Here is a 26,170-nt window from a genome sequence, read left to right as displayed (position 1 = left end):
CAAGAGAAAATATATAGGAGAATGAAATGTCAAGTAAAACTGAAAAGAAAAAAGAATTGACCAAATTAATGAAGTCGCACCTAAAAGCTGTTGCTGGTGGTGCCGGTCACAGCAGTTGGAATAGAACAGGTCGCGGTTAATAAAAACTTGTGCTGGTGATATTTATCGCCAGCGCTTTTGTGAGTTTTTTGTCTTCCTTTTGGTGCTGACGATTTCAGTTGGATTTGTGAAATCGCTCGAAAATATAGTGTTCAAAAAGGGACAGGAGTGTTTGGTGGGGATGATGTAGCTTAGTCTATATTTTTAATAAAGCTGGGGGAGGTATATGTACGATCAGAATTATAGCAAAGGTAAGCTGTTTGTTGTTTTAAAGGTGGCAGAGGTTTGCAATTTAAAGTGTAAGTATTGTTATTTTTTCTTTGCCGGTGATGAAAGCTACAAAAAGGACCCTAGTTACATTGCTATGAGTACTGTTCGTGATGTAGCAAAATATCTAGCGCAAGCGGCAAAAGATTATGATTTAGAACAAATCGACATTTCTCTGCATGGGGGTGAGCCTTTGATGATAGGGAAAAAGCGATTTGAAGAAATTTGCCAGATATTAAACGAGTATATTAGCCCTTTGTGTGCGCTTGAATTAGCTGTCCAGACTAACGCAGTCTTAATTGATGAAGGTTGGATAGATTTGTTCTCAATTTATGATGTAGGTGTTGGTATCAGTTTGGATGGCCCGCGTGATATCAATGATATCTATCGAATCGATAAAAAAAATAAAGGTACTTATGATGCGGTAGTTAAAGGGCTAAACTACATTACGGAAGCAAGAAAAAGTGGGAAGCTTCCTGGTGCCGGCGGGTTGGTCGTTATCAACCCTGAAAGTGATGGTGGGGAAATCTATAAGCATATGGTGCATGATCTTGGGTTTAAGTCCTTGGACTTCCTTGCACCACAGCAGAGTTGGGTAGACTTTGATTTAGAACGTACACAGAAGGTTGCTGAGTTTTATTCTCAGGCTATGTCTCAGTGGCTAGAGGATGATAATGGCGACGTAAATATTAGAGCATTCTCAGAACCATTAGCTGCAATGTTATCGAATGATGGAGCAAGGTATAGGGTAAGAGCTCTTAAAGATGTTAAAGATGCTATTACAATCCGGAGTAATGGCGACGTGTGCCCCGATGATGCTTTAACTCCGTTAAGCGAAAATTATCGCTATACAGGATTTAATGTTTCCTCTTCTAAGCTTAGAGATTTTAGGGAGCATGAAGTATGGGCTGATCTTGCAAAAGGTGTTTCGGACGCCCCTGTAGAGTGCAAAGAATGTAAGTGGCTTGGAATTTGTAGAGGGGGCTTGGCAGAACACCGGTATTCTGTAGATAGGAAATTTTCCTCCCCAACGACATATTGTTCTGCGCGCAAAGATACGTTTGAACGACTTTATGAATATGTAACTCACGTAATAGACGTCGAGGAAGTGGACCAGAGATTGACTATGTCGGTTTCTATTTAACAGTGTTTCTTAAAATTGTTGAGGATGTACAGATGACATCTGTAGATATTAACTTACTTTTACCATTTAGTAGAGCTTCTCTCGCTAACGACGATCAGGTTTTTGCAGATTTATGTAGTATTTATGTAGGTGCAATTTATGAAAGATTGCAGGAAGCAATCAGTAAGACAACTTATGAATTTGCATATTTGGCAGACCCCTTGGTATCCGAGTTAGTAGATTCTATTGGAACTAAGGGATGGTCGCCTGAGTTTGGGCATGTAAACAAACTTTTGCGAAGAGAAGAGCCTTCCATTTTATCCGCGTGTACCCAGTTTTTCCTTGTTTTAGTTTCACATGGGTATTCTGGAGAAATGGAAATAGAGTTACCAATTCAAGATACACTTTATTTCAATAAATATAGAATGAATTGTCATGGAAAATTGCTGCTTAAGGCAGGTGATGGCACACTAAATCTACGTAGTGCCGACTATAATTATGATTTTGAGAAAAAAGGCTCTCTTTGGACATGTCCTGAAATCCCTGACGATAAATTTGTTATTATAGATGAAAAGAAAATATATGTTTCAACTGGATATGAAATAGATCCTGAATTGCTGTACTATAGTGAGCAAGCTCTCTCCTATGCTGATGCACCTGCTGCATTATCTAGATTGCAAGAAGCATTCAATTGTATCTCTAACTCTTCAAAGGATTATCGAAACTGGACCAAAAGATTGTTGCACCATGTCGGATTGGTCGCGCCTGTCCAAAATTGCAATTTAGTGAGTAAAAGCCTTCCTTCGCGACCTGGAGCAATACTAGCTACGTCACCAATCGGCGTTACAGATCTTGCTGAACAATTGGTTCATGAATGTTCCCATCAATATTATCATTTAGCGGCATTGATGATTGATTTTGTACGTGAAGGGGAAGATGCAAGTTTTTATTCCCCTCTGATGAAAAGAGAACGTTCAATTGAGAGGATATTGGTTGGATTTCATGCCTTTGCCAATGTTTTCCTTTTCTTTGATGAGATGCTCGAAAAGAAATCTGAATACGAACAAGTGGTGTTAGAAAGAATGAAAGATCTGGCGCCTGCGAATTGGCAACTTGTGAGTACGTTGATTGAGAATTCTTTTAGACTCACGGACCAGGCAAATGCTTTATGGCATCCATTGGAGAAAGATCTATTAGATTTATATAGAAAGTATGAACTCCCGCAAGAGGTGGATGTGAGCAAAGTGACATGGGGTATTCCTACTTAGAGTTTTGTTATGTCGAACTCATTCTTTCGCGCGGAAGCGTTAAAATATAGATATAAAACTCAGTGGCGAAGAGTTCACCGTAGCCGGAGCGTGAACTTTAGTGTGCTTAGTTTATTAACGGGGTTAACTGCTTCAATTCTATTGTTAATATTCAATTTCCAATAGATTGCTGGATATTTGAAGGCTGCTTGTGTCTGTAAATTTTGGTAACATTAGTAAAAAAATAAAACCAATTCGGCAAAGTGCTGCTGCCGAATGTGGTTTTGTGTGTATCACGATGATACTTAATCACCATGGTAGAGATTATTCCTTACAAGATATTCGGCGTATATTTGGTATATCTTTGCGAGGTAACGTTATCTCAGACTTAATGTCTGCTTTTGATACACTCGGCTTTGAGAGCTCTCCATTCAGAGTAGATATGGAAGACCTAGAAGAGTTAGTGTTACCATGTATTCTCCACTGGAATTTTGATCATTTTGTTGTTCTGGAGAAATGCAAGAACAACTCATTTGTAATATTAGATCCATTAATTGGTCGTAGAGAGTTAACATATAAAGAAGTTTCCGATCAGTTTACAGGTGTTGCCCTTGAAGTGGAGGAGGCCAATAACCAAAATATTGTTTTTGAAAAAACTAAAAATTTCAATTTACTGGATGTCTTACCTCAATTTAACGAACTATTGCCGTTACTAACACCATTATTCCTGCTGACGCTATTATTGAATGCCGTAGCGATATCATTACCGTTTTTTGTTCAAATTCTGTTGGATAAGCTATTACCTAATGTCAGTGCATCAATTGATGTAAGACTAAGCACATTATTTTTTGCTCTTATTCTGGTAGGTTTTTTTGTAGCTTTTACAAGGGTTGGGGTTGCTGTAGAACTAAGAAGAAAGGTTTCACAGCATATTTCTGAAAAGATATTCAAACGCCTTATTAAATTGAAGTTGGACTTTTTCGAACACAGATCTAGTGGCTCTCTAGCAACTATGTATCGTTCGGTCCATGAGATTACAACAGCATTTAGTGAAAGCCTGATAACGAGCTTGATCGATGGAATTGCTGTGCTTGTTGGGTTGTTTGTACTCCTCAGTTTAAATCTGGAGTTAGGGTTAATTCTCTTTGCAATATTTTCTACATATTCGATTGTAGCATATAAATTTCAGCAAGGAATAAAGTCTAGATTAGCGGGTGTGCTTCATAGTGAAGCAATTGAAAACGCGTTTTTTGTTGAAAGTATTAAATCTGTTAGATCGATAAGGCTTTTTTCGGCTGAGAGTATACGGCTAACCGCATGGAAAGCCATTAGATTTAACGTTGAAGAAGAGTATGAAAAACTTCTGCGCTATAAAGGAAAAAGCACGGGTGTATTAGAATTAATCCTGAATGGCGGGTGGATGCTTTTGATTATATGCGCGGCATCTCAATTAGTTGCAAACGGGATTTCTGTAGGCTATTTTGTTGCCTACGTAGCATGGTTTGGTTTCCTGACAGCCAGAATTCAGAATGGATTTCATGAATTTGCTGAATTGGATAATCTACAGGTTCATGTGGATCGTTTGTCAGATGTATTAGGAGCGGAGTTGGATGAAAGTTCATCGTCCAATTCAGTAGAATATGAAGAAACTAACTTTTCCTTGGAGCTTGGTGTCAGCATAACCTGTCAGGATGTCTGTTTTTCTTATGCTGATAATTTACCCTCTGTTTTAGAATCTGTATCTCTATCGACCGAAGCAGATAAGTTTGTGGTTATCAAGGGCAAATCTGGTGAGGGCAAGTCTACGTTGCTAAAATTGCTAACAGGAATCCTTACGCCTGATTCTGGAACTGTTTTCGTTAATGGTATTGAACTTACTCAGAACAATTTACGTCAGTTTCGAAAGTCAATTGGTGTAGTGGGACAAAATGAACAATTATTGATGGGCTCAATATCCGAAAACATCTCCTTTTTTGAGACTAATAGTGATTCAAAGCGTATTATTGAAGTTGCTAAATTAGCTGAAATACATGCTGACATAGAAAGTTGGCCTATGGGTTATGACACGATAGTAAACGAAGGTGGCACTGGTTTTTCAGCTGGTCAAATACAACGCATTTTATTAGCTCGAGCACTATATTCTAAACCCAAACTGCTGATATTAGATGAATTTTCCTCAAATCTGGATGAAGCAACTGAAGCTAAAGTGATCGATAATCTCAAAATGCTCAATATTTCTATATTGTCGGTCGCTCATCGCCCTGGGATAGTAAATAGGGCTGATGAAGTATTCAGTTTAAAGAAAGGTCATCTAACTCGATATACCTCTAATAATAGGAAGATATCGTAAATGTTTATTAAACCTGACTTCAAAGTGTTTTTCCATAGGGTGAGAAAAGACAGGTCTTATCGTTTTGTATTTGCTGCAACTATTGCAGGGTTATCAGCTGTTTTGATTATATTAGGTTATCTCAATGCTCAGCTTTATTCTGAAAGCTGGATCACTGACCGTAAGAATATTTTTCGTATCGACACTAAGTTTTATATACCCTCTCAAGTAGATCAGCATTCTGCCCAATCACCAGGTATTTTAAAAAAAACACTCGAATATAATTTCCCGGAGCTTAACTTGACTAGAGTGCTTAGTCGTTCTGGACATGCTGTTTTCAATGAGGCGTTTACAAAACTAGAGTTGACATTTGTTGATGAAGACTTTCCCTCTGTTTTCCCTCTTTATTTTGTTGCAGGCAACTGGAAGGAGCGATTTGATCCTTCAGATATATATATAAATGTGTCCCGCGCTATGGTGCTCTTTGGCAAGACAGATATAGTTGGACAATCAATTGAAATAAGACAAAGTGAAAATGGCGTAAAAGAGGTTTACCGTATAGCAGGTGTTTTTAGAGACCTACCGGTAAATAGTCAATTTCGTTTTTCATCAGTCTTACCACTGGAAAGAAATCGCTTTCCTGAAGAAGAATTTATCTTTGATAGCTGGACGAGTTTTGGATTACAGACTTTTATGAAAGTATCCTCAGAATTCAATGTCGAACAGTTTATCATTTCGTTACCAGATTTAGTTAATACGTTTGCTTCAGGTTGGTTTGGGGATACACCAACTAGTGAATTTTTGTCTTTCCATTTAGTTCAGCTAGATGAGATAAAAACTCACATGGTAGATTCTGGTTTTGATAGAGGAGAAGCGCCAAAGCCTATATTACTCTTTCAAGTATTGATGTTTGTTGTAGTTATTTTATTGGCAATTCTTGTCATTAATCTTGGAACGTTCTCTTACGGCAATACGGTAGAGAGAAATAGAGAATTAGCAATTAGAAGAGCGCTTGGGGCTTCTAAGAGTAATTTAAGTTTTCAAATGGTAATAGAGAACCTAATGATTGTTTTAGGTGCAGTAGTTGGATCATTGTTAATTGTAGAATTTATGGCACCAAGTTTTAGCGCAAGATTTGGGATAGATATTAGAGAGCTATTTGTCGGGTATAAAAGTATAGGTGCAATTGCAAGTGCTTTTTTACTACTAACGTTGTTGGCGTCAATCTTTCCTGTTTATTTGATACAGCGATTAAACTTAACGGATAGCTTGAAAAGTTCTTCACATATCGCTGGCTCTAGGCAACTTACTCGCGTCCAATATGTTTTGGTTTTCTTACAAGTTCTCGCAGCTGTTTTCTTACTTATATTTACATCGATCGTATTCTTTCAAGTTAAAATGTCGGTAACAAAGAGTGCTGGTTTTTCAAGTGAAAACCTATTTGTCATAGAAAATCCGAGTAACACTTTAGGATCAAGTTTTAGAAACGAACTAATGAAGTTACCGGACGTTTTGGAAGTTGCATCGGCTCAAAACACACCAGGGTATCGAGATATAGCGGCGAGTTCTGCATTTCGACTGACTGCAGGAAAAGCGAGTACTGTTACTTTGACTAGAGAAAGCGTGTCTGTAGACTTTTTTAAAATTTTAGGAGTAAACTTTTTAACTATTGATGAAACATGGGCTGCAAATGATGACTATCAAAATAGTGAGGCAGTGCACATTATTTTGAATGCTTCAGCTACTAAGTTACTTGGTTTCAAAACTCCTAACGATGCTATTCGGGCACCAATAGATATTGAGACTGGGACACAACAAGGAAGAGCCATTGCAAAGATAGTTGGAGTTGTTGAAGATTTTAATTTTTATGGTGCGAGAGAGGAAGTCCATCCCGCTTATTATTTATTAGGCGATAGAAACCACAGTAATATTTATATTAAAACTGCCTTAGACGTTATTTCACCTGATGCACTGAATACGGTTTGGCGCTCTTTTATTCCTGATATACCGCTGAATATAGAGAGTGTAGATGATCTATTGAAGCGAAACTACCAATTTGATTATGAGGTCTTGCTTACTTTAGGCGGGTTTACCGTAGTTAGTTTTTTTACTGCACTGTTTGGTTTTTTAACGATGGCCCAGGCCAAAATTCAAACCTCTGAAAAAAAAGTAACGATTCATAAAGTCTTTGGAGCTGACAGGTTTAAGCTTTATCAGATATTACTGTTACCGATTTTGCTACCAGTAATAATAGCGTCTATAGTCTCGTTAGTGCTTTCTAGACCTATGGTTCAGTATTGGCTCGAACAATACACTTTAAAGATTGATTATGATCTACCTTTGAGTGTATTAATAGTTGTCATATTTTGTGTTTTCTGTTGTCTATTAGTGTTTTTAAAGGTTTCACCTATCATAAATACATCCCCCTCAAATTACCTAAGAGAATGAGTACTTATTATTAGTAAAAGTAAACGCTAATTTGAATTGATAAAATAGCTTAAAAAGGTTCCTCAAATGGCCGGAGAAAAACAATCAGCAGAGCACGTGTCTGGTGCAGGAATGGATCGTGTTATTAGGAAAAAAAATAAACTAAAGAAATATATCATAATTGTATTTTTAGGGAGTATTGTAAGCGTTTTTCTATGGCATAATATACAGATGGATGGTGACGGACGTATCTTAAGGGTTGAGAAGAGTAGAGTTGTAATTTCTAAAGTGACAGAAGGTATTTTTGAAGATTTTATCCCGGTGCGTACTCGGGTTGTTCCACTCAGAACAGTTTTTCTCGATGCCGTTGAAGGTGGAAGAGTTGAGCATATCTTGGTTGAAGATGGTGTCTTGGTTGGAAAAGGGGAACTTTTGGTAGAACTTTCAAACACGAGTCTACAATTAGAGGCAACCAGAAATGAGGCACTTGTCACAGAACAACTAAACAATTTGCGTACTATTGAGCTACAGTTAGAGCAAAACCGTTTATCTCATAAACGCAGTTTGGCCGATTTTGAATATCAAATTAAACGTTTAAATCGGCAGGCAGAGCGTCGGCGAGAGCTAATTGTTAAAGGGACCATTTCACAACGAGAACTTGATGAGACGGAGGATGAGCTTGCGTATAATATTCAACTGCGAGATCTAACTTTAGAAAGCCAAGCTACAGATGCAAGGATGCAAGAACAGCAACTTGTATATTTGAAAGATAGAGTAGCGCAATTAGAAAAAAATTTAGCCTTTGCGAAGCAAAATCTAGATGCCTTAATTGTAAAAGCACCAGTTGCTGGAAAGTTATCTGGATTTAATATTGAGGTTGGTCAAAGCATTATTCGTGGTGGTCGGTTAGGTCAAATTGATGATCCTGTTCAGTATAAATTGACTGCGGATATTGATGAATTTTACCTTGGTCGCGTTGATATCGGTCAGACGGTAACGTTTGATAGAGGGAACCAAATTTACCAGCTACAGGTATCTAAAATTTATCCTCAAGTGAATAATGGTCAATTTGAAGTGGATATGGTGTTTTCGGGTAGGCAGCCGGAGGGAATTCGTCGGGGGCAGACTATTCAAACTAAACTAACTTTAGGTGATGAAACTAAGGCGGCTTTGGTGCCTAACGGAGCATTTATTCATGATACTGGAGGTAGCTGGGTTTTTGTAGTCGATCAGAGTGGTACTCAAGCGAACAGACGCTCAGTACGCCTAGGGCGTAGAAACTCACGGTTTATTGAAGTTTTGGACGGACTTGAAGTGGGGGAGAAGATTGTAACTTCTCCTTACTCAAGTTACATGGATATGGACAGGTTATCTTTAGACTAGCCCTCATAATTCCGAAATATTTGAAAAGCATGAAATAAACATTGGGGGAATAAAATGTTAAAACTTGGGAATTTATCTCGAATATATCGTACTGATGAGATTGAAACACTTGCTCTAAACAACGTGAATGTTGAGATTGCAGATGGTGAGTTCCTAGCTATTATGGGGCCGTCAGGGTGTGGTAAATCCACGCTTCTTAATTTGATTGGCATGCTTGATAGCCCCAGTAGCGGGGATTATTTTTTTAGAGGAGTAAATATTGCTAAATATTCTGAAAAGCAATTAAGTGAAATTCGCAAGAAAAATATAGGGTTTATTTTTCAGTCTTTTAACTTAATCGATGAGCTAACAGTAGCTGCGAATATTGAACTTGCTCTTCTCTATCAAAATATCCCTGCTGGCGAACGAAGGGACCATACAGAAGCTATTATGGAAAAGTTTGGTATTGCTCACCGTGCTAACCATATGCCGAGCCAGTTATCGGGAGGGCAGCAACAGAGAGTTGCTGTTGCAAGGGCAATTGTTGCGGGCCAAAAGATAATTCTTGCTGATGAACCTACTGGTAACCTAGATAGTGTTCATGGTCGGGAGGTGATGGAAATGTTACAGTCTCTGAATGCAGAAGGTACTTCTATCATTATGGTTACGCATAGTTCGAACCATGCAGCATTTGCACATAGAACTATTAAGCTTTTTGACGGACATATCGTTACTTAATGTGTAGGTATCACAACTTTGGCTGACATTTTATATTAGATATAAACGGTTAGTTGAAGAGCGCTAAAGAAGAAAACCAGATTTCGAGAGTTGTTTTCCAGCCATCTTATGGTGCTCATTTGTCTAGTGGGACGGACCCAATTGTAGGATTGCACCATATTGAGCAAGAACTGTTGAAAATCTCTGCGAACACGGTATTCCTCAGAGCGTGTTATTTCATGGAAAACTTCTTATGGTTCACAGCTCCAATTAATGAGCATGGAATTATTCCTTTGCCGGTGAATAAGAAGAGCCAAACAATCTTTAATTCAACAGATGATATTGCCAAGAGAGCAGTTAATTGGATTGCCGCTCCTTCATGGACTGGGAAGATTGTTGATGAAATACACGGGGAACTTCTGAGCTTTGAAGAAGTGTCTGGTTTGATCGGTCAGCAACTTGATAAAGATATCCAGATTATGGAACTGTCTGATGAGCAGTCTGTTGAATCATACACTCAGCCTCATATTGGGTTTAGTGAACATTATGCAAAACTGTTTAACGAGTTGCACAGAGGCATCGATAACAAGGTTCTCGTTCCTGAGTTTAAAGTAACTGCTGAATCTGGTGTACAAGAGCAGTTTTCTAGTTTTGTTAAAACTAAATTCTAGCTTTTAAAGCGGTTTCAAATAGCAAGTTCATGAGTACTAATCTGGTGCACTTGCTATTTTAGTTGTGAGTTGACGAGGTCATATTAAAGCTTGATGGTACTTAGAAAATGTAGAGTGTGTGTTAACGGGCTGTAAAACGAATTTTTTGAATCGTAAAACTCACACAAAATTACGCACAAAAATTCTTATTAAAATAAAATATATAATAATTTCAAATGTTTAAGTGTGTATCAATCAGGCTCATAACCTGAAGGTCGTAGGTTCAAATCCTACTCCCGCAACCAATTTAAAGGGTCGTCCACCATCTAGTGGGCGGCCCTTTAACTTTGTTGACCGGATTTAGGCTGCGATACCTTGCAAGATACGCCCAAAGCGTAGATTGCAGGTTCATATGGAGCAAGTCGAAGACGCAGCGGAATGACGAGGAAGGACATAGTCCTGACGAGACTAATCCTAATCCCAAAACCATTAAAAGAGGTCAGTACCCAGAGGGTGCTGGCCTTTTTTAATTGTACCAGAGACGGTGAAGGTCTTTGATCAACTAAATAAGAACATTGATCCAGGCTATGATAGCATTCGCATAATATAGGATAGTAGCACCAGAATATCCTGACAGAATAATTGTTACATAAAATACTGTCATGGAGAGCGAGATGGAAAACTCAAACATATCGAGAAGGCGGATGGTAGGGCTTTTGGGTGCTTTGCCTGTTGCTGGTGTTGTTGGTGCAGTCACCAGTAAAGCAGAGATGCTGCAAGCTGGTGCCCGCACGGTTACACCGCCTCAAACGGAAGGGCCGTTTTACCCACGAACCAAGCCTGCTGATATTGATAATAACCTGATCTTGATGGGAGAGGGGATCGAGCGTGCGACTGGTGAGCAACTGGAACTGCTGGGTAGAGTGGTAGACAGGCACGGTAACCATATCAGCGGAGCGAAGGTGGAGATTTGGCACTGCGATCATTTGGGTGTTTACCACCATGTGAGGCTTGATGATACGCAGGATGAGCACTTTCAAGGGTACGGTGAAACCCGCTGTGACGGTGAAGGAAAATACCGCTTCTTAACGGTGCAGCCGGGGCTGTATCCAGGACGGACACGTCATATCCATTTCAAGGTATTTGCGGAAGGACACCGTACGCTTACGTCCCAGCTTTACTTTGAACAAGATATGAAAGCAAATCTCAGGGACGGTATATACCAGGGGCTTACAAGTGCGGAAAAGAAAGCCGTAACAATGCAGGTTAATCCAGTGAATGATGGTAAAGGACGTTCAGGCTTTTTCGAAATTGTAGTCGCTTAAAAGCGTCAATGAAAATCGCGGCTGCGGGGTATGAGATCTTTTACATTCCTTGGATGCCCGCCGCTGCGATAAGCTGGTAATTGTAAGCTGGCATCTGCATCATTTTCCAGACCATCAGAGAGTTTTAAAAGTTCAGCTGAAGCATCCTTGAGCTCTTCGGCAACCAAATGGGTAACATCGCTTTCGTGTTGGAGTTTACCTTTGATAATGAGTAGGCGGCTGCTCATGACTGTAGCACGCTGGTTTTCAAATACTTTCTTCCATACCACCACATTAGCCACTCCAGTTTCGTCTTCGACAGTAAGGAAAATAACACCCTTAGCACTACCGGGCCGTTGGCGTACCAGCACAAGGCCTGCGACAGTTGCTTTTGTTCCGTCCCTTAATTTGGTGATATCAGCACATCGTAGAATACCTTCATGTTCAAGAGCGGGGCGCAGAAAACTAAGCGGGTGTGCCTTGAGGGATAACCTCATGCTCTGGTAATCATTCACCACATGTTCTGAAAGCGGCATTGTTGGGAGTTCAGTTTCTGGCTCAACGCCTTTGTCTTTGGTGTCTGCGTGAGAAAACAGCGGCAGATCTGGGCTGTCTATCAAACCGCGCACTTGCCAAAGCGCTTGTCTGCGGTCGAGCCCACAGGAACGAAAGGCATCTGCCTCAGCCAGCTTTTCAATTTGGGCGACAGGTAAGCGTGTGCGCATATGCAGGTCTTCTACATCAGTATAAGGACGCAGACGGTTATCAGTAATTGTGTTGGCGCTATCTTCGCTGATACCTTTGATTTGCCGAAATCCTAGTCTGAGTGCCCACCCCCAGCGGTTGTCAGGCGCTGGTTCTAGAAGGTTATCCCATGTACTGATGTTGATATCGACTTCGCACGCCTTCACACCGTGTTCTCGTGCATCTCTTACAATTTGGGCCGGAGCATAAAAGCCCATAGGCTGGGAATTCAGGAGTGCGCAAGCGAATACATGAGGAAAATGGCACTTTAGCCAGGCAGAGGCATAAGCGAGCATAGCGAATGCGGCGGCATGACTTTCAGGGAAGCCGTAATCAGCAAAGCCACCAATTTGCTTAAAACAACGTTCAGCAAAATCCAGCTCATACCCGCGTGAGGTCATACCGTTGATGAACTTTTCCTGAAATTTATGGATCGTCCCTTGGTTACGGAAAGAAGCCATGGAGCGGCGAAGTTGGTCAGCCTCTTCTGGTGTGAAGCCTGCTGCTACAATGGCAATGCGCATGGCTTGTTCTTGGAACAAAGGCACCCCGTAGGTGCGTTCCAGTACCTCATTAAGCTCATCAGCAGAGCCAAAACGTGGGTCACGTTTGGGTAATTCCCTTTTCTCCAACCCTTGGCGCCGCCTGAGGTAAGGGTGCACCATATCGCCCTGTATGGGCCCGGGACGCACAATGGCCACTTGCACTACGAGATCATAGAACACATTTGGTTGAAGGCGCGGTAGCATGCTCATCTGCGCGCGGCTTTCTACTTGAAAGACACCAATGGTATCGGCCTTGTGCAGCATTTTATAGGTTGGCCGGTCGTCGGTTGGGATGTTTTCCAGTGTATAAAATTTGTTATGGCATGCTTGGATCATCTGGAAGGATTTTCGGATGCAGGTAAGCATCCCAAGCGACAGTACATCTACCTTTAGGATTTCAAGCGCATCCAGATCATCTTTATTCCATTCAATAACAGTGCGGTCCTGCATAGCTGCGTTCTGGATAGGCACAATTTCATGGAGCGGCGTTTCTGTGAGTACAAAACCACCTACATGTTGGGATAGATGCCTAGGGAAACCGATAATTTCATGAGCTAGGTTTAAAGTTTGGCGTAGACGGTTGTCATTTGGGTCAAACCCTGCTTCTTCCACTTGGCTATCAGGTATTTCCTTGCCGTATGAGCCCCACACCGTGCCGGACAGGGCTCCGATCATATCTTCTGATAATCCCATAACTTTTCCTACCTCGCGAATGGCGCTACGAGCGCGGTAGGTAATGAGGGTTGCCGTAAGGCCAGCGTGTGCTCTGCCGTATTTCTTATAGATATACTGGATTACTTCTTCGCGGCGTTCATGTTCAAAATCTACATCAATATCGGGTGGTTCTGAGCGAGCGTCAGAGATAAAGCGTTCAAACAGTAAATCCACTTGCTCAGGGTTTACATCAGTGATGCGGAGTGCAAAACAGATAAGAGAGTTCGCCGCAGAACCGCGCCCCTGGCAGAGAATTTCTCTGCTGCGAGCATATTCAACAATATCATTTACAGTGAGGAAGTAAGGGGCGTAATGCTTACGGCCAACAATCGCCAGTTCATGAGCTAGTGTTTTTTTAATAGAAGCTGGAACCTTTCCATTTTCATAACGCTCTGTGATACGAGACCACACAAGGCTTTCTAGATGTTCCTGTGGGGTAACATCTTTTGAAACTGCTTCTTTGGGGTAATTATAGCGCAGTTCATCAAGGCTGAAGTTACAGGCTTCTTTAATAGCCATCGTATTTTTAAGTGCCTCGGGATGGTCAGAGAACAGGCGATCCATCTCATGAGCAGGTTTTAGGAAGCGTTCAGCATTCTGCTGCAGTAGGTAACCTGCTTCTTCAATGGTTTTATGTTCGCGGATACAGTTTACTATATCAGCAATTTGCCTGCGTTCAGGGGCGTGAAACAAGATATTACCAGTGGCAACCAGCGGAACATGTGCTTGTGCTGCTGTGTAGGCTAACCAGGCAATACGGCGTTTATCATTTCCCTGATAGCTATAGCTTGCCGCCAGATACAGGTTTGTATTTAGTTGCTCCCTGATCAGGGGTAATTCGGTGTGGAGTGCGCCGGATACGGTTTCCGGAAGCAATGTGAAGATTATGCCTTTTGAGAAAGCAGTTACATCGCTCAGATAAAGATAGCATGACCCTTTCTCTGCGCGCCGATTACCGATGGTAAGAAGTTCTGTGAGACGAGCATAGGCCGCTTTATCTGTGGGATAAGCAAGAAGAGATAAGCCACACACAAGATCAAGTCTGCAGGCAGGGATATAGGTCATATCATGGGTTTTGGCTGCACTATGAGCGCGTACGATACCTGCCACTGTATTACGGTCGGTAATCGCTGCAGCGGATAAGCCTATCGCTTTTGCGCTTATTATCAATTCTTCAGGGAATGAAGCTCCTCGCAGAAAGCTGAAATTGCTGCTAATTTGTAATTCTGCATACTCGGCCATGGCACACTCACGCAAAAAAACCGTGCATAAACCACTGGGGCTGGGTGCTTTGTTTCCGATTTTCAGAAGGTCGAACGCCTTTGATTGCATAAAGGCCTGAACGGAAAAGCCATAATCGAGCGCCACTTTTTACTTCTACCTGATAATAATCACGTGTTGGGTCTTCGGAGTTTATCCACCATTCTGGAGCAATGCGCTCTGGCCCCTCGGCTTTTGTGACTAAATGTTCAACCCGGCGCCAACGGAACCGTTTTGGTGCCCCTTCTGGTACTTCAGCGAGCACGTGAATAGCTTCCGGGCGCAAGAGCAGCCTGATAGGGCGTATAGGTAAGGTGGAAAGATATTCTTCCCAATGAAGTTCGTTGGTTTGAAGTGACGTAAAGATTTGTGCCTGTTCAGGAATATAACTGTGGCGGTGTTTAATTTTCCTGACAGAAGAAGGGCCAAGGCGGGCACCAATACGGTCAAGAAATTCAGTGACTGAATGCTCGGCATGTGCTTTTGCGCTGCTGGTTTGTTCAGGCGGTAAATGGGCGGTTTCCTCTGCGCTTAACAACAGAAGATCAAAGCCAAATTCTGCTTCCAGGTCAGGTAGCTTTTCCTCAAGAAGTCGCATCAGGTGTTTTTGGTCTCGGCTTGGTTTATTAGTGCCAATCATTAGTTTCTGTACACTGCCGTCTACACGAAAACCGTAGAGAGCTAATCGCATAACACCTTTATCCGCTTCAGCGAGAAGACCAGTAAGTTCGAGTAGTAGCTCCTTGATAGCGGTACCAACCATTTCCTGTAGCTGGAGTGGTTCGCTGAAGGCCATACGCACTTGCCATTCAGGTAATAATGTAAAAGGAATGATGGGCTCATTGCGGCGGCCTTCAGCCTGATCCATTCTTGTAATTAAGGCTTCTATCTTCTTGCTGTTTTTGCCTCGAAAACGCTGCATTAAGGATGCTCGAGGTAAGTCAAAAAGCTGCCCTGTTTTTTTCAACCCCAGCTTAAAAAGCATTTGCTGCATACCATCATCAAGCTGTAGGGCAGCCATGGTTAAATTACTCAGTATAGCTCGGCTTTCTATAGGGTTTTCAGATATTGTTCCGGGTTTGTAATGAGAAAAGGCCCAAGCCATACGGCGATTTTCCGCCATAGAAATTTGGCTGTTTATACCACTGTTTCTTAGGCGGGTTTTGATACTGTCGAGCATAGCCTCTTCCCCCCCGAACAGGTGGGTGCATCCAGTAACATCAAGCAGTATGCCATCGTCACCGTCCACCGCTACCAAAGGGGTATAACGAATGAACCAACGGGTGAGGTCTTCCAGCTTTTGCTGGTCAGCTTTCGGTGTTGAGGGAGCAACCTGAAGCACAGGATGAATGGCACGTGCTTCAGCCAAGGTCATACCAATCCGTAATCCTATTTTATGGGCGGCAGGGCAAACAGCATATAAGGTTTGTGTTTGTCGTTCGCTGGCAGTGAGAGCAAAAGGCTTGTCAAACGGCTGCTTGTGCAATCGGTGTGATCGACGCCACTGGTCGATCGGCCACAGGGGAAGCCATATAGAGATAATCCGGCGCATGGAACCATTCCATTGTCTGAGTGATTGGGCGTTTCCCCCCGCGATGTTTTGTAAGAGACGCTTCGAGGACTGCATGCCCTGGCGCTTGCTCATTAAAGAAAGAGTGGTGGCTTTCTCCCGCTTCAGTTTGCCAGCGCGTGTAAGCCGCTGATGAGGGAGCATGTTCTGATCGCATTAAAAGAAGGCACCGGGTGTTATGGTCTTGCGCTGTAATAGTAAGACGCCGGCTGGATGTGAGGTCCATTTGTGTTACTTCACCAACAACAGCACTGATAGCATTCACCTTGAGGCCTTCTTCAATTGCCCATAAAGCTTCTTTTTCATCGCGGCACATCACAAATAATAACCGTTCCGGTGCTATGCCTTGCGCATGCAGACCAGGGCCATAAGGTACACCATAATCATAGGAGAACCGGCGCGTGGTAACCCAGAGAACAGGTGCTGTACTTTCTTTCTCAATAGAGAGCAAAAGTGCCATTGCTGCTGCTGTATCAACAGGCTTCTGTGCCCATATTTCATGAACACCGCTTTGTCTTAATTCGCTGAAATCAATTTTTGAAGTAGCGTGGACAGAGGTATTTTCTGTTTCCATATCCCATGTGGGAGTTTTGCCTTCTTCTTCAATTTTCGCCACCATATGGCGTAGTTTTTTCAAAGCCTCTATTTTGTTATTGGGGCTTGTTCTGCCAGTTTGGTGTTCCTCATATGTATTATCATTATGGGCGATAAACACCGTTCTTTCCTTCATGTTCGATTCTTTTGTTCACTATATGTTCTCATTGAAAAAGAGTCAATTCACTCGCGAAAGTGAAGGTTAATCTTCAGGTCTGGGCGTAATTTTTCAGTAGGGTAAAATTAATTGGCCTGATGTTATTCTTTGTTTCACCAGTCAGTGATAAAATGTTGTAATAACAAAGGAAGTAGGTGAGATATGAAATCAGTATGACACATTCTGGACCAGCAGATTTTAGTGCCCTTTTCAGTTTGGGGCTGTCTTCCTTTTTTCTTCAGCAGTTGAGTGCGGAAGAAAGAGAGCAAGGCAAGCTCGCGCGTGTTGTTGAGGTGCAGCGGTCGCAGGTCACAGCAAATGATGGAATAAATGAATGGATCATCCCACTTGGCGGCAATTGGTACCAATTGCCTGCGGAACAACGCCCCACCATTGGTGATTGGGTGTTGCTGGATGCAAAGCGTGAAAAGGTCCTTAGATTACTTGAGCGGAAAAGTGTTTTCAGGCGCGTAGCTGCAGGCCCGAAGGTTGATCTGCAATTGATTGCCGCAAATGTAGATACGCTGTTTATTGTTACTTCCTGCAATGAAGAATTTAACGAATCTCGCCTCGAAAGGTATCTGGCACTGGCTTATGAGGTAGACGTGTATCCCGTAGTGGTGATGACCAAAACCGATATGGCAGAGGATGCAGAAAGCTACCGCAGGCGAGTACAGGCGATGAAGCCTGATCTGGTGGTTGAGCTTGTTAATGCCCTTGATGTGGAAGATGTGCAAAAACTGGCAAGCTGGGTTTCAAAGGGGTCCACGGTGGCGCTTGTGGGGTCATCAGGGGTTGGAAAATCAACACTTGTAAATTCGCTTTCCGGCCAAAAGCTTACTGAAACCAGTGGTATTCGGGAAAAGGATGCAAAAGGGCATCATACGACCAGTTACCGCGCGCTCTATCCCTTATCATCTGGTGGTGTACTCCTTGATGTGCCGGGTATGCGGGAAGTGAAAGTTGCACACCTAAGCACATCCCTTGCGGAAGTTTTTGATGATATTGAAGCTATCGCCCAGCACTGTAAATTCAGGAACTGTGCACATGTGGAAGAGCCCGGCTGTGCTGTAAGAGCTGCCCTTGAAGCAGGAGAGCTTGATCCTCGACGCTTGAAAAATTACCAAAAGCTTATTCTTGAAGAAGCGAGAAATACTTCATCCTTATCAGAGCAGCGACACAGAGACCGCCAATTCAGTAAAATGGTGCGGCGTCATGTGAAAGCTAAAAAAGGACAGCAACGTTCATAGGAAAAAGGCGCATGACTGTTTATCCATGCGCCTTTCTGTTTTTTTAGTGCTTGTGCCCAGCACCAGCGCCTGAAGGAATACGAATAGTATCCACAAGCTCTTGTACCTCAGCGGGTGGTGCACTGCTGGCTTTTGAAACGGCGGTTGCTACCAGGAAGTTCAGTACCATACCTAGAGAACCAATACCTTCAGGTGATATACCAAACCACCAGTTTGCTGCTGTGTTTGCCTCTGGCGCGATGAACTTGAAATAAACGATATAAGCAAAGGTGAAAAGAAGCCCCACCAACATGCCAGCAATCGCGCCTTCTTTGTTCATCCGGCGTGAGAAAATACCCATGAGGATTGCTGGAAACAGGCTTGCAGCCGCCAAGCCAAAAGCGAAGGCCACCACTTGCGCGACAAACCCTGGCGGGTTGATGCCCAGATACCCTGCCACTCCGATGGCACAGGCTGCGGCAATGCGAGCATAAAGAAGCTCTTCCTTGTCAGTAATTTCAGGCTTGAAGGTTTTCTTCATCAGATCATGGCTGACAGCAGAAGAAATCACTAGAAGAAGGCCTGCCGCGGTGGAAAGGGCAGCAGCTAAACTGCCAGCTGCTACAAGTGCGATCACCCAGTCTGGTAGTTTGGCAATTTCAGGGTTTGCGAGCACCATGATATCGCGGTCAACATATACTTCGTTAGCGCTTGCGGTGGCAGAATTGGTTACAACACGTTCACCGTTCGGGCCTCGTTTTTCGCCATCAAAAGTGGGTTTGCCGTCAAATGGTGCGCCTGCGCGGTATTGAATATTGCCGTCACCGTTTTTATCGGTCCAACCAACAAGGCCTAAGTCTTCCCAGTTTTTGAACCACTGAGGTGTTTCCGCGTAAGATGTTTCATTCACTTCGTTAATGAAATTGATGCGGGCGAAAGCACCAACGGCAGGTGCAGTGGTATAGAGAATAGCAATAAATACCAGTGCCCATCCTGCTGATTTTCGGGCATCAGACACTTTAGGAACCGTGAAGAAACGCACGATTACATGTGGTAGGCCCGCAGTACCTACCATCAAGGCTGCGGTAATTGCGAAGATATCGGTGGTGGATTTGGTGCCTGCCGTGTAGGCGGTAAATCCTAAATCTGTAAGCACGCTATCAAGTTTGCCGAGTACTGTTAAGCCTGAACCATCTGTTACTTCAGAACCGAGCCCGAACTGAGGCACAGGATTGCCTGTGATCAGCATGGAAATGAAGATGGCAGGAACCGTATAGGCGAAAATAAGCACACAGTATTGGGCCACTTGTGTGTAGGTAATACCTTTCATGCCGCCGAGCACAGCATACATGAAAACAATAGCCATGCCGATGATCACGCCGAGATCAATATCCACTTCAAGGAAGCGAGAGAACACAATGCCCACGCCGCGCATCTGCCCTGCCACATAGGTGAAGCTGATAAAGATAAGGCAGATAACAGCCACAAGGCGGGCGGCATCACTATAGTAGCGGTCGCCAATGAAATCAGGCACGGTGAATTTGCCAAACTTCCTCAGGTATGGCGCAAGAAGGAGGGCGAGCAGCACATAACCACCCGTCCAGCCCATCAGGTAAACGGAGCCATCATATCCAAGGAAGGCAATAAGCCCCGCCATGGAGATGAAAGAGGCAGCGCTCATCCAGTCAGCCGCGGTGGCCATACCGTTAACAACAGGGTGCACACCGCCGCCCGCCACATAAAATTCCTTTGTGGAACCTACGCGGGACCAGATGGCAATGCCGATATAAAGCGCAAAACTGATGCCAACGAAAATATAAGTGAGAGTTGAAGCATCCATCAGGCATCTCCCTCATCATCAACACCGTATTTGCGGTCAAGCCTGCGCATGGCGGAGGTGTAGACGAAAATCAGGGCTACAAAGACATAGATGGAACCTTGCTGTGCGAACCAGAACCCGAGCTTCACTCCAAAGAATTCAATGGTGTTAAGTTCATCAACGAATAGAATGCCAGCACCGAAGGATACAACAAACCAAATCGCTAATAGTTTGAGTAGTAAGGCGATATTGGCTTTCCAGTAATCGTTTGATCGTCCACTGATATCTTTTGATGTGGTTTCTTCTTTCACCTCAGGTGGTTGCATATAGCCCTCCAGCTTCCCTGTTCCCAAAAGGAATATGAAAACAGGGGCGAAAGGAATGCAAGCAGAATAGATGTTTTATTTATGGCGGTACAGTTATTGGAACAGGCTTTGGCCTATATGGTGGCCATATTCATACCCTACTGAAAAACCAAGTAAAAGTATGAACCCCAGTGCACGGGCAATGATAAGATGATGCGGTTTAATTTCAGAGTTTTCCATTACATTGCCCGGCGGAAAAAACTTATTGAGTGGTAAGTAAGATATAAGCAGAGGTTAAGGTCAGCCCGAGGACTATAAAAACAGTTACCTGCCAAGATTTCACAGTTGTTGTCAGAAAACCTTCTTTAAAACCGGAAACCAAATCATTTTTTAATGCCACTTTCTTGATCCTTTGTAATGTCGCATATCGATAGATATGAGCTGATTAATTTGAAAGATGTGTCCGTTTTATCAAAGAAATACTCGTAATATCTTCACATAGATGAATTACAGGAAATATTTCTTAATCAAAAAGAGTCCAACGATAGCCAACCCGATATAGAATCCGAAGGAGATCCCTTCCTTGAAACCTAAGTGTAACCCGGTTTTGAAATGTTCTTTCATATTAGATGATTGCATAAGCTCGTCCATCTTCCCTGTTTTCAGAGAACAGGGAGCGTTGGTTGAATTGCTAAAGGGTAAAACAAACCGTGTTTATAGAGTTTGGCTTTGTTACTGAACCCGTTCTACCTGCATGCCTTTTTGCTTTAACAAATCAATGACCGACCCTTCACCAACAAGGTGACCAGTACCAACAATGATCATATAATCGCCAGGCTGTTCGAGAATGGCTTCAATCTGTGGTACCCAGTTTTTATTGCGGTCTAAAAGGATAGATTGCTCAAGCTCGGGGTATTCATCAAATGATTTATCAAAAACTGTTTCCATGGCTTTAAGGTCACCTGTTGTCCAGGCAGATGTGATTGTTTCCATGGTTTGTTGTAGATCATCTTCATCAGCAAACATTTGTTTCAGGAAGTTCACTTCCTGCTCATCTGTCATGTTATCAAACATGGAAAGCTGGAATTCAGCTGTTTCAAGGCCATCAATCTCTAGGCCTTTAGCTTGTGCAAGGCTTACAATGCTGGCTTCCACACCTGCAGCAGGATTAAAACCAAGTTTCGCAAATTTGAAGGCTGTGTAAATTGTGCCTGCCATCCAGGGCTTGAAACGTGCAAACTGTGGTTCTTGCATACCAAGGCCTGTAAGGGCCGTTTTCAGTTTTGAATAAACATCTTCGGGCAGGTGGTTTTTCAGGGCATCTCCTTCGGGCAACAGGCCATATTTAACAACAAGCGGCTGCATTACTTGCGGTGATTGGTCTTTTGCTGAAAGTTCCAGATAGATTTTATCAGCCCCTGATACAAGACTTTGCAGGTTATCATTCATCCACACTGTACCTGGCTTCAGCACATGAACAGAACCAAGAATATGAATGTTTGTGTCTTCATCAGCTGTTTTCCAAACAGCCGGGCCATTAGCAAATGAGGGTATAGTAAGTAAGGCTAGTGCTAGGATATGTTTAAGCATACTGTTTCCTTATATGTAGATATTGCATTGGTCTGCATATAGTTCATTGCGTTTCGATGTTTATTAGGAACATGAAAACAGGTACATAGATAGAGTTGTGGGTTAAAACTGTGATTTATTTCAAAATGTTTTTCTAGGCACTTAATAGTTGCCTGTCGTGAGTGCTTTAACCCGAATAGATGGTTATTCCTTTTGATGCCGACCTGAATAGTAAGTTAGCAGGCCCCAAATGGCCCCAAAAATGAAAACGATACCCGACAAAGTTTGGAGTCCTTCATAATATTTATACAATAAAGCCCCAACTATCGCAGTTGTAGAGAATATAATTGATGATCTGACCTGATATTGTTTCATTTTATTGATCCGTAAAATCATTGATATAAATACTGCCTCACCAATAGAGTAAGGCAGTAAGTTAAGGCTCTAATCTCTTAGATACGAGTAGTTATTGTGTCAGCTAACATTAAGTTAGCTATCAACTATCATCGGTGTAATTCCAGTTTTTACACACCTATAGCTTGGCCATTGATAGCATTAACTAGCTGATAAATGGGTAGCGGCTGCGTCGGCTAGCATTAAAATACCGCCAGCAATCATCATTGCGCCTCCAACACCTACACCTACAGCATTGCCATGGAAAGCGCTAACTAAGCCAATTCCACCACCAATAGTAGCAATTGCGGCGCCTGCGTCGCCAAGCCAACCAGCACCCATCACAAAATCAATCTCGTTGATGTCGAGTTCTTGAATTTGGCTATTGTTGTAATCGAAAGTAATTGCATTCATTATAGGTACTCCATTTCATTTTAATGTTGTGGATTGGGGTTGGTTTCGTTTTTCAGGCTAGGCCAACCCCTGTTTTAATCCCCTGATAATTCAGAGGTTTTTGTGAGAAATACTCACAAAACTCTTTAATCCCTTAAGCAGAGTTCACTTTGTTTAAAGCACGCTCGAAGGCGTTTTTACCGGCTTGTTGTGCCCATGCTTGGGTAAGTGGTTGAAGCTGTTGCTCAATTTTATGGCCCCCCTCGAGAAACTTTTGCCCTGCATCAGAGGCGTAAAAAACATTCACGGCTTCTACCTCTGCTTCCGTGAAGGCTGTTTTATAGGCTTCAACAATTGTTTCGGTAAGTTGTGGCAACTCAAGCTGATACTCTTGTTGAAAGGCTGTGAGAGTTTCTTCCAGAGCAGCAGGGTCAGCTTGCTGGGATTGATTTTTAATAGATTGCACCGCTTGCTGCATAAACGCTTGTTCCATGCCTTTAATAATCAGATCCATTTTGGTGTACCCGAAGAGGGTTTGAATTTTTTGATCAAAGTCAGCTGAAGCGGTAGCTGTAATAGGTGTTTGGTCGTTCATGAATGTATCCTATTTTTAAAACGCTGGTGCGTGAATGCCTTCAGTTTTGTGGTTTTTTTCAGTTTCATTAGTGTTGTTTTCTCTGAACTTTGGTGGCAGGCCTATCTCACATAGTTGTCCATCACGCATCTCCATCACCCGCTCGGCAGATTTAATTGTCTCAGGCCTGTGGGCGATAATGATACGGGTGATACCGAGGTTCGCGATTGATTGGTTCACCATGCGCTCGGTTTCTACATCCAGATGTGCGGTGCCTTCATCCATAAACAGGATCTTGGGTTGTCTGTAGAGCGCGCGGGCCAGCATGATACGCTGTTTTTGGCCGCCACTGAGGGCCGAACCCATATCCCCTACAAGGCTTTCATAGTTCATAGGCATTGCCATGATTTCATTATGAATCTGGGCGGCTTTCGCAGCTGCTATCACGCGTTCCATATCGGTTTCTGGGTCGAAAAAAGCGATGTTCTCGGAGATAGACCCTGCAAAAAGATCATCTTCCTGCATAACCACACCAATATGTTTGCGGTATTTGGTAAGCCCATAATCTGAAAGAGATGTATCCCCGAGCAGCACCTGGCCTTCATTTGGTTTAAAAAGCCCGGTCATAATCTTGAGCAGCGTTGTTTTTCCGCATCCACTTGGGCCTGCGATCGCAACAGATTCTCCAGCTTTAATGTGCAGGTCCACGTTTTTCAGAACGTCCGGTGTGTTGTCAGCGTATCGGTAACGAATATTCTGGAGGATGATTTCACCCGTAAGCGGTGGTTGTTCAATGGTTTGCGGTATGTCCAGAGGCTGTTCTTCCTGTTCCGCATGGGCGATATCTGCGATACGCTCAAGATGCAGGCTGAGCATGCGGTATTCTATGGCTTTTTCAACAAGCGCTGTTGCTTTATCGGTGAAGTTCCGTTTGTACGCCATAAAGGCAAAAATCATTCCTACGCTAAAATCAGCGCTCAATACCATCTGCACGGCCACATAAATAAGAATGATATGTTCAATGCCGAAGATGCCTGAATTTGCGCTCTGAAACCAGATGCCGAGCTTTGAACTTTTGGCATTGGTATTGATCACTTCGGCATAACGGTTCTGCCACATGCCTGTACGTTCGCTTTCACCGCCAAACAGTTTTAAACTGGTCATGCCGCGAACAGTTTCCATAAAGGTTGTTTGTTCTTTTGCTCGTGCGATGATGGCATCTTCCTGCGCTTGCCGGAAAGGGCGGTAAAACATCATTCGAAGGACCAGATAAAGCGCCCATGCAGTAAGTGCGATTGCAGCCAGTATAGGGCTGTAGATAAACATCAGCACAAGTGTGGTAAGAGCCATCATACCGTCAATCAGGCTGGCAATTAGCCCTTCTGTGAGCATGACCTTAATTGGTTCCATGGAACCAAAACGTGAGACAATATCGCCAATGTGGCGCTTCTCGAAGAAATCAATGGGCAATTTCAGGAGATGTCGGAAAAGATTTCCAACCATCTGGTAACTCATCATGCTGCCGAAATAGAGCAGCACATACCCTCGCAGAGTTTGTGTAAGTACATTAATAAGAGTGAAGCCAGCGAACCCTAATGCGATTACAAAAAGAAGGTCTGTATCAAATTTGGTAAGCACTTCGTCCACAGCAATTTGCAGATAAAAAGGGCTTGCGAGCACAAAAAGCTGCAATACAACAGACAGAATGAAAACCTGAACGAGGTTTCGTTTGAGGCCAAACATACGGCCCCATAAATCTGTCAGGCGAAGTGTGGTTTTTTCTTCCCGTTTTTCGAATGTTTCTGACGGTGTGAGTTCAAGCGCAACCCCTGTAAAGTGATCAGAAAATTCTTCAGTGGTATAGGTTCGTTCACCCAGAGCAGGGTCATGAACCACCATTTTGTTTTTGCCAACAGATTTAAGCACCACAAAATGGTTCATATCCCAATGAAGAACAGCAGGTAATTTTACCTGATCAATCATCTCCAGCGGTACTTTAATTGGGCGCGTGGCAAATTCCATTTTGGTTGCCACTTCAATAATATGCCTCAGGGTCATACCTTGCAGCCCGGCCGCATATCTGCGGCGTAAGGTGGCGAGGTCGGTTTTGAAACCATAATACCCCGCCACCATAGCTAAAGATGCAAGCCCACACTCAGCCGCTTCATTCTGTCGAATAAGCGGAAGGCGTGATTTGCCGGAAAGATTGAGTGTGGACTGCATATTTTAGCCTGAAGTATTTGAGATATTAGCGAGGAATTCTGGAGCCTGTACCGCCAGAAGAGCCGAACAAAATTACATTATCTTGTGGACCGAAATCAGCCACACTTGTAATTTCATCGCCTTCACATGCAATAGCATCTTCTTCAGAGGCAAAAAGGCCATTGCCTGCACCATTTACAAGATCAAGTTCAATCAGGTTTAGTTCTTCAAATTTTGTCATGTTTATTACTCCACAAGTTGATAATTGGCATTATTGCCTTTGTTATGTGAGGCTGATGCCTCTATCTGATTTTCTGATGAGAAAAGTGTTTTTATGACTTCTATAGAGTGCGAAAGACGATGCCTAAGAAAGGAATAATCACGCCATCATTTGGGTCGCGGGTCGCAATTCTACGGATTTCATTTTCGCAGTTGATGGCGTCTTCTTCTGTAGCAAAAAAGCCATTGCCTGCACCATTTACAAGATCAAGTTCTGTTTGATTTAACTCTGTAAATTTATTCATGTTTATTACTCCACAAGTTGATAATTGGCATTTACTGCCTTTGTTATGTGAGG

The 26,170-nt window shown here is 42.9% G+C and carries 20 protein-coding genes; 9 read left to right on the top strand and 11 right to left on the bottom strand.

Going from position 1 to position 26,170, the window contains the following annotated elements; all coding sequences use genetic code 11:
- Positions 1–325 precede the first annotated feature (325 nt).
- The 8 genes from KFE96_RS00575 (at position 326) to KFE96_RS00540 (ending at position 11,546) form a co-directional block, all read left to right on the top strand.
- Positions 326–1,510, top strand: a complete 1,185-nt coding sequence (locus KFE96_RS00575; RefSeq protein ID WP_255834075.1) for a radical SAM/SPASM domain-containing protein — start codon at positions 326–328, stop codon at positions 1,508–1,510.
- 32 nt (positions 1,511–1,542) lie between these two features.
- A complete protein-coding gene (locus KFE96_RS00570) occupies positions 1,543–2,757 on the top strand; it encodes an HEXXH motif-containing putative peptide modification protein (protein ID WP_255834074.1) in 1,215 nt (404 codons plus the stop codon).
- Between the two features lie 190 nt (positions 2,758–2,947).
- Entirely contained in the window at positions 2,948–5,086 is a 2,139-nt protein-coding gene (locus KFE96_RS00565) for a peptidase domain-containing ABC transporter (protein ID WP_255834073.1), read from the top strand.
- On the top strand, positions 5,087–7,513 hold the full coding sequence (locus KFE96_RS00560) for an ABC transporter permease (RefSeq protein ID WP_255834072.1): 2,427 nt from the start codon (positions 5,087–5,089) through the stop codon (positions 7,511–7,513).
- A gap of 66 nt (positions 7,514–7,579) precedes the next feature.
- Positions 7,580–8,875 carry an efflux RND transporter periplasmic adaptor subunit gene (locus tag KFE96_RS00555; protein ID WP_255834071.1) on the top strand — a complete coding sequence of 432 codons (1,296 nt, stop codon included), beginning with the start codon at positions 7,580–7,582 and terminating at the stop codon, positions 8,873–8,875.
- Between the two features lie 54 nt (positions 8,876–8,929).
- Complete coding sequence (locus KFE96_RS00550) at positions 8,930–9,592, top strand: ABC transporter ATP-binding protein (RefSeq protein ID WP_255834070.1); 663 nt, start codon at positions 8,930–8,932, stop codon at positions 9,590–9,592.
- A gap of 53 nt (positions 9,593–9,645) precedes the next feature.
- A complete protein-coding gene (locus KFE96_RS00545) occupies positions 9,646–10,242 on the top strand; it encodes an NmrA family NAD(P)-binding protein (RefSeq protein ID WP_370650527.1) in 597 nt (198 codons plus the stop codon).
- A gap of 653 nt (positions 10,243–10,895) precedes the next feature.
- Positions 10,896–11,546: a hypothetical protein gene (locus KFE96_RS00540; RefSeq protein ID WP_255834068.1), complete on the top strand. Its 651-nt coding sequence runs from the start codon at positions 10,896–10,898 to the stop codon at positions 11,544–11,546.
- Positions 11,547–11,551: 5 nt separating this feature from the next.
- Here KFE96_RS00540 and KFE96_RS00535 read toward each other — a convergent pair whose 3' ends face one another.
- From KFE96_RS00535 to KFE96_RS00525, 3 genes are read right to left on the bottom strand one after another with little or no spacing between them, the layout of a single operon-like run.
- Complete coding sequence (locus KFE96_RS00535) at positions 11,552–14,770, bottom strand: error-prone DNA polymerase (protein ID WP_255834067.1); 3,219 nt, start codon at positions 14,768–14,770, stop codon at positions 11,552–11,554.
- Between the two features lie 7 nt (positions 14,771–14,777).
- Positions 14,778–16,340 carry a DNA polymerase Y family protein gene (locus KFE96_RS00530; RefSeq protein ID WP_255834066.1) on the bottom strand — a complete coding sequence of 521 codons (1,563 nt, stop codon included), beginning with the start codon at positions 16,338–16,340 and terminating at the stop codon, positions 14,778–14,780.
- Entirely contained in the window at positions 16,255–17,088 is an 834-nt protein-coding gene (locus tag KFE96_RS00525) for an ImuA family protein (protein ID WP_255834065.1), read from the bottom strand. Before KFE96_RS00525 ends, KFE96_RS00530 begins: the two co-directional genes overlap by 86 nt.
- Positions 17,089–17,282: 194 nt before the next feature.
- Between KFE96_RS00525 and rsgA the strand changes: the two genes are divergently transcribed.
- On the top strand, positions 17,283–18,359 hold the full coding sequence (gene rsgA / locus KFE96_RS00520) for a ribosome small subunit-dependent GTPase A (RefSeq protein WP_255834064.1): 1,077 nt from the start codon (positions 17,283–17,285) through the stop codon (positions 18,357–18,359).
- Positions 18,360–18,402: 43 nt separating this feature from the next.
- Here rsgA and KFE96_RS00515 read toward each other — a convergent pair whose 3' ends face one another.
- The 8 genes from KFE96_RS00515 to KFE96_RS00480 form a co-directional block, all read right to left on the bottom strand.
- Positions 18,403–20,178 (bottom strand): sodium:solute symporter family protein, encoded by a 1,776-nt coding sequence (locus KFE96_RS00515; RefSeq protein ID WP_255834063.1) that lies wholly within the window; start codon positions 20,176–20,178, stop codon positions 18,403–18,405.
- Positions 20,178–20,483, bottom strand: a complete 306-nt coding sequence (locus KFE96_RS00510; protein ID WP_255834062.1) for a DUF4212 domain-containing protein — start codon at positions 20,481–20,483, stop codon at positions 20,178–20,180. The genes KFE96_RS00515 and KFE96_RS00510 overlap by 1 nt, the downstream gene beginning before the upstream one ends.
- Before the next feature lie 711 nt (positions 20,484–21,194).
- Positions 21,195–22,052 (bottom strand): TraB/GumN family protein, encoded by an 858-nt coding sequence (locus tag KFE96_RS00505; RefSeq protein WP_255834061.1) that lies wholly within the window; start codon positions 22,050–22,052, stop codon positions 21,195–21,197.
- Positions 22,053–22,586: 534 nt separating this feature from the next.
- A complete protein-coding gene (locus tag KFE96_RS00500; RefSeq protein WP_255834060.1) occupies positions 22,587–22,838 on the bottom strand; it encodes a hypothetical protein in 252 nt (83 codons plus the stop codon).
- A gap of 133 nt (positions 22,839–22,971) precedes the next feature.
- Entirely contained in the window at positions 22,972–23,412 is a 441-nt protein-coding gene (locus KFE96_RS00495) for a DUF2059 domain-containing protein (protein WP_255834059.1), read from the bottom strand.
- A 15-nt stretch (positions 23,413–23,427) separates the two neighbouring features.
- Entirely contained in the window at positions 23,428–25,614 is a 2,187-nt protein-coding gene (locus tag KFE96_RS00490; RefSeq protein WP_255834058.1) for a peptidase domain-containing ABC transporter, read from the bottom strand.
- 25 nt (positions 25,615–25,639) lie between these two features.
- Complete coding sequence (locus KFE96_RS00485) at positions 25,640–25,834, bottom strand: hypothetical protein (RefSeq protein WP_255834057.1); 195 nt, start codon at positions 25,832–25,834, stop codon at positions 25,640–25,642.
- 100 nt (positions 25,835–25,934) lie between these two features.
- Positions 25,935–26,117 carry a hypothetical protein gene (locus tag KFE96_RS00480; RefSeq protein ID WP_255834056.1) on the bottom strand — a complete coding sequence of 61 codons (183 nt, stop codon included), beginning with the start codon at positions 26,115–26,117 and terminating at the stop codon, positions 25,935–25,937.
- Positions 26,118–26,170: the final 53 nt, after the last annotated feature.

It is taken from the genome of Kordiimonas sp. SCSIO 12603 (genome assembly GCF_024398035.1).
Taxonomy (GTDB): Bacteria; Pseudomonadota; Alphaproteobacteria; order Sphingomonadales; family Kordiimonadaceae; genus Kordiimonas.
This window is presented reverse-complemented; position numbering and strand designations above follow the sequence as displayed.